We start from the raw sequence: 4,453 nt of genomic DNA on the forward strand, positions 1-4,453 counted from the left end.
CCAAAAACGGGTCATGACGCCACAAGAAGCTCATAAAATTGGATCTGACTATATTGTTGTTGGACGTCCAATTATTCAAGCAGAAAACCCATGGGATGCTTACCATGAAATTAAGAGACAGTGGAATAGTTAAGAACGTCTTAGAAGCTGTGCTTCAAGACGTTCTACGGGAAGCCCGATAGGGCCTTCCCTAAACTATTCACTAACTTAGTTGAAAGAAAATGATCGTTTCTTTCAACTAAGTGTCGGAACTTAAAAAGTCCATGGGACCTTCCCTAACGCATTCACTAGATCACAGAAGAGAAAATGATCGTTTCTCTTCTGTGATCGTCGGAATAATCGGAGCCCGATAGGGCCTTCCCTAAACTATTCACTAACTTACTTGAAAGAAAATGATCGTTTCTTTCAACTAAGTGTCGGAATTTAAAAAGTCCTGTGGGACCTTCCCTAACGCATTCACTAACCTGTAATGTTGTTGTTTAAATCAATAATTGATTTAATTCGTATATGATTAAAATCGTAAAAAGGAGTCGTCATGTCATTAGCTAAAGATATTGCTAGCCATCTTTTGAAAATCGAAGCCGTTTATTTGAAACCAGAAGAACCTTTTACTTGGGCATCTGGGATCAAGTCCCCTATTTATACAGATAACCGTGTAACCCTCGCTTATCCTGAAACTCGTACCTTGATCGAAAATGGATTTGTAGATAAAATCAAGGAAGCTTTCCCTGAAGTAGAAGTGATTGCAGGAACTGCAACTGCAGGGATTCCTCACGGTGCGATTATTGCGGACAAGATGAATTTGCCATTTGCCTACATTCGTAGTAAACCAAAAGACCACGGTGCTGGTAATCAAATTGAAGGCCGTGTACCACAAGGTCAAAAGATGGTCGTAGTGGAAGATTTGATTTCTACTGGTGGATCTGTCTTGGATGCCGTCGCAGCTGCCAAGCGTGAAGGAGCGGACGTCCTTGGTGTCGTAGCTATCTTCACCTACCAATTGGAGAAAGCAGATAAGAAATTTGCGGAAGCTGGCGTTCAACTTGAAACCTTGTCTAACTATACAGAATTGATTCATTTGGCAGAAGAACAAGGTTACATCACTTCTGAAGGTTTAGAGTTGTTACACCGTTTCAAGGAAAACCAAGAAACGTGGCAAAATAAATAATACAACTGAAGCGTTTCTAACGCTTCTTTTTTATACTCTTTTCATTAGTTGGTAGTTAACTTGAAACTCAAAGTAAAATCCGGTATGATAGTAGTAATTGCCTATTTCCCTACCTGTGGTGGAGTATCAAGTCGGGGGTGAAAGACGCCAAAATACCTTCACCTACGCTTATTTCAGGGAGACTTCTTCCAAATCTAGGCAGGCCAATGTTTTCGATAGAACCTATATTCTTGGAGCCGGCAAAAATCTGAATTTGCAGATGATATTCCCAATCGGGTCTCCCATGACAGTCTTTTATAATCCAGTCGACCCACAGATTGGTTTTGTCGAACGATATGCCGGCTTAGTCGGTTTTTATAAAATCGGAATGATTCTAACGGTTGGAATTTATCTTGGGTCGTTAAGTATTTTAATCCTAGTTTTTTAGTATTGAAAGTTAAGGTGAAGGTTTAAAAATTGCTTCGCTAAAATGAGTATGTTAATAAATTACATTTCAGAACAACTTTTCCTTGCACTTTACAGTTGATAGTCAGTCCAAAACAGCAGAAATGCTGTTTTTTTGATATAATGGACCTATGTTATCGAAAAGTAAACGTATTCTATTTGGGATGCTTCATGTTGTCATGTTGCTAGTGATGGTCCACTGGTTCTTGATCAGTGTGACCTATCTGAGAGAGATTTCATGGCTAGCCATTTTAGGTGCTATATTGCTATTTCTGCTAGCCTGGCTGAAACGCGATGGGCTAAAGAGTGCCTTTGCTTGGTTGACCCAACACAAAAAAGGCTTCTTGCTTGGAGCGGTTGTCTTTCAGTTGATTGTCATGGTCTGTGCGGAGCTCTTTATCCGTCGGGATGCTGCGGTTGTTTTCAAAGGGGCATTTGATCTTCTTAAGCAATCCTCTATCACCAACTACCTCAGTCGCAATCCCAATAACATTCCGCTCTTTCTTTACGAGAAGTTTTTCTATGTCTTATTTGGATCTAGCGGTCTGTGGGTCATGCAGGCTCTCAATATCCTCTATGTTAATCTGGGTGCAGTCCTCTTGTATAAGCTATCTCAGAAGCATTTCAATCAAAATACAGCTGATCTGGTCTATCTCTTCTATGTGAGCTTGATCTGTTACTCGCCGTATTTCTATTCCATGTACACGGACATTCCGCCTCTTCCATTGATTGCCCTTCAATTGTGGTGGGCCTTGGATCTCTTGAAAGAAGATCAAGCAGGCTCTTGGAAGAAGATTGTTGGCTTGGGAATCTTATCTGGCGTGACCATGTTGATCCGTCCAACGACGATTATTGTCATGATTGCCTTTTGGGCTGTGCTCTTCTTCAGAGGAAATTGGAAGACCTTTGGAAAGATTGCTACGGTGACAGTCATGATGACAGGCTTTGTCTTTGCAGGATTGAATACAGCGGTCAATCATCAAACAGTTGTACCGATCTTGAAACAAGAAGGGTTGGCTAAAGGACCGCTCTTGTTTATCAATCTGGGCTTGACGGATATGGGTCATAACCAAGAAGATATGAAAGAGGGATTGTTGGCCTATATCGATGAGGACAAGCGCTCAGATTACAACAATGGCCTATTTAAAAAGGAAAATGTGATCAAAGAAATCAAGCGCCGTCTCAAGGAATATGGACCTTTAGGTTTGATCGGTCATATCTACTACAAGCAATCCTTGACGGTAGCAGAAGGAACCCTTGGCTGGTTGTACCGAGATGTAGAGTATGAGAAGACGCCTTTGATTAACCCTCTCTATGCACCCCTGACTAAAAATAATGGTCTGGCAAAATGGGTGCGGAACTATTTCCTTAGCATTGATCGCCCGCAATACAAGTATTATGAATTTGTGAAGCAGGTGATCTGGATCGTTCTATCGGCTGGTTTGGTTGGGGCTTATTTCAAACGTCGAGATACAGATGACTTTAACTTCCTTTCCTTAGCGGTCTTTGGTGGCTTGCTCTTCTTAACCATCTTTGAAGGTGGGAAGACCCGTTACCTCATCCAATTCTTACCGCAAATTTTACTAGTCGCTTCGATCGGTCTAGCAGGATTTACCAAGAAAGAAAATACATAAAAGCTCTGGCTTGTTTGACAGGCAGCAATAGAGGTTGGACAAAAATGTCCATCCTCTTTTTTATCCAGTGGATCTGCATTAAATGTGGTATAATGAAAGGTAAGAATTTATTGGATAGCGGAGAGTTTCCATGCAACATTCACCCTGGCATGAAGCCATCAAATCCCATCTTCCAGAAGGGTATTTTCACCAGATCAATGACTTTATGAATGAAGTCTACAGCAAAGGAGTGGTTTATCCACCGCGTGACAAGGTCTTTAAGGCCTTGCAGACGACAGAGATGGATCAGGTCAAGGTCTTGATCTTAGGCCAAGATCCCTACCATGGACCGGATCAAGCGCAAGGCTTAAGTTTTTCTGTTCCGGATCATTTACCAGCGCCACCGTCTTTGCAAAACATTCTCAAAGAATTGCGTTCAGATATTGGAGAGAAGCGTTCCCATGATCTGACCTCTTGGGCGGAGCAAGGGGTGCTCTTGCTCAATGCCTGTTTGACGGTTCCAGCTGGTCAGGCTAATGGTCATGCAGGACAAATTTGGGAGCCTTTCACAGATGCTGTGATCAAGGTGGTCAATGAGTTGGAGGAGCCTGTTGTCTTTATCCTCTGGGGATCTTATGCCCGTAAGAAAAAGCCTCTGATTACCCACGATCGACATTTAGTCCTTGAATCAGCTCACCCAAGTCCCTTATCGGCCTACCGAGGATTCTTTGGTTCCCAACCCTTTTCAAAAACCAATCAATTTTTGAAAGATGCGGGACGCGAGCCGATTGATTGGTTAAGATAGGAGAAAGAAATGCCACAATTAGCAACGATTTGTTACATTGACAATGGGAAAGAATTTCTCATGTTGCATCGCAATAAAAAGCCCAATGATGTCCATGAAGGTAAATGGATCGGAGTTGGAGGAAAATTAGAACGCGGGGAAACCCCACAGGAGTGTGCTGCGCGTGAGATTTTTGAGGAGACGGGCCTTAGAGCCAAGCCAGTCTTAAAAGGGATCATTACCTTTCCGGAGTTTACTCCAGATTTGGACTGGTACACCTATGTCTTCAAGGTAACAGATTTTGAGGGAGAACTGATCGAGTGTAACGAAGGGACCTTGGAGTGGGTACCTTATGATCAAGTCCTCTCAAAACCAACCTGGGAAGGGGACCACACTTTTGTCGAGTGGTTGTTGGAGGATAAACCCTTCTTTTCAGCAATGTTT

5 protein-coding genes are annotated in these 4,453 nt (G+C 42.4%); all 5 read left to right on the forward strand.

What is annotated here, in order from left to right; translation table 11 throughout:
• Nucleotides 1–133: orotidine 5'-phosphate decarboxylase / HUMPS family protein (locus SPADD19_RS12685; protein WP_241496523.1), on the forward strand; the 133-nt coding region annotated here is incomplete at its 5' end.
• A 402-nt stretch (nucleotides 134–535) separates the two neighbouring features.
• Nucleotides 536–1,168 carry an orotate phosphoribosyltransferase gene (gene pyrE / locus SPADD19_RS06100; RefSeq protein WP_003003338.1) on the forward strand — a complete coding sequence of 211 codons (633 nt, stop codon included), beginning with the start codon at nucleotides 536–538 and terminating at the stop codon, nucleotides 1,166–1,168.
• 575 nt (nucleotides 1,169–1,743) lie between these two features.
• Nucleotides 1,744–3,246, forward strand: a complete 1,503-nt coding sequence (locus SPADD19_RS06110) for a glycosyltransferase family 39 protein (protein WP_061455522.1) — start codon at nucleotides 1,744–1,746, stop codon at nucleotides 3,244–3,246.
• A gap of 130 nt (nucleotides 3,247–3,376) precedes the next feature.
• Nucleotides 3,377–4,030, forward strand: a complete 654-nt coding sequence (locus SPADD19_RS06115; RefSeq protein ID WP_061455523.1) for a uracil-DNA glycosylase — start codon at nucleotides 3,377–3,379, stop codon at nucleotides 4,028–4,030.
• 9 nt (nucleotides 4,031–4,039) lie between these two features.
• Nucleotides 4,040–4,453, forward strand: a 414-nt coding sequence (locus SPADD19_RS06120) for an NUDIX hydrolase (RefSeq protein WP_061455524.1), incomplete at its 3' end; no start/stop codon positions are given.

It is taken from the genome of Streptococcus parasanguinis, from assembly GCF_001578955.1.
Taxonomy (GTDB): domain Bacteria; phylum Bacillota; class Bacilli; order Lactobacillales; family Streptococcaceae; genus Streptococcus; species Streptococcus parasanguinis_U.

What these genes read in the sequence shown, in the direction of transcription:
- pyrE (WP_003003338.1), top strand. Translation starts at nt 536, where the DNA reads ATGTCATTAGCTAAAGATATTGCTAGCCATCTTTTGAAAATCGAAGCC.
- SPADD19_RS06110 (WP_061455522.1), top strand. Translation starts at nt 1,744, where the DNA reads ATGTTATCGAAAAGTAAACGTATTCTATTTGGGATGCTTCATGTTGTC.
- SPADD19_RS06115 (WP_061455523.1), top strand. Translation starts at nt 3,377, where the DNA reads ATGCAACATTCACCCTGGCATGAAGCCATCAAATCCCATCTTCCAGAA.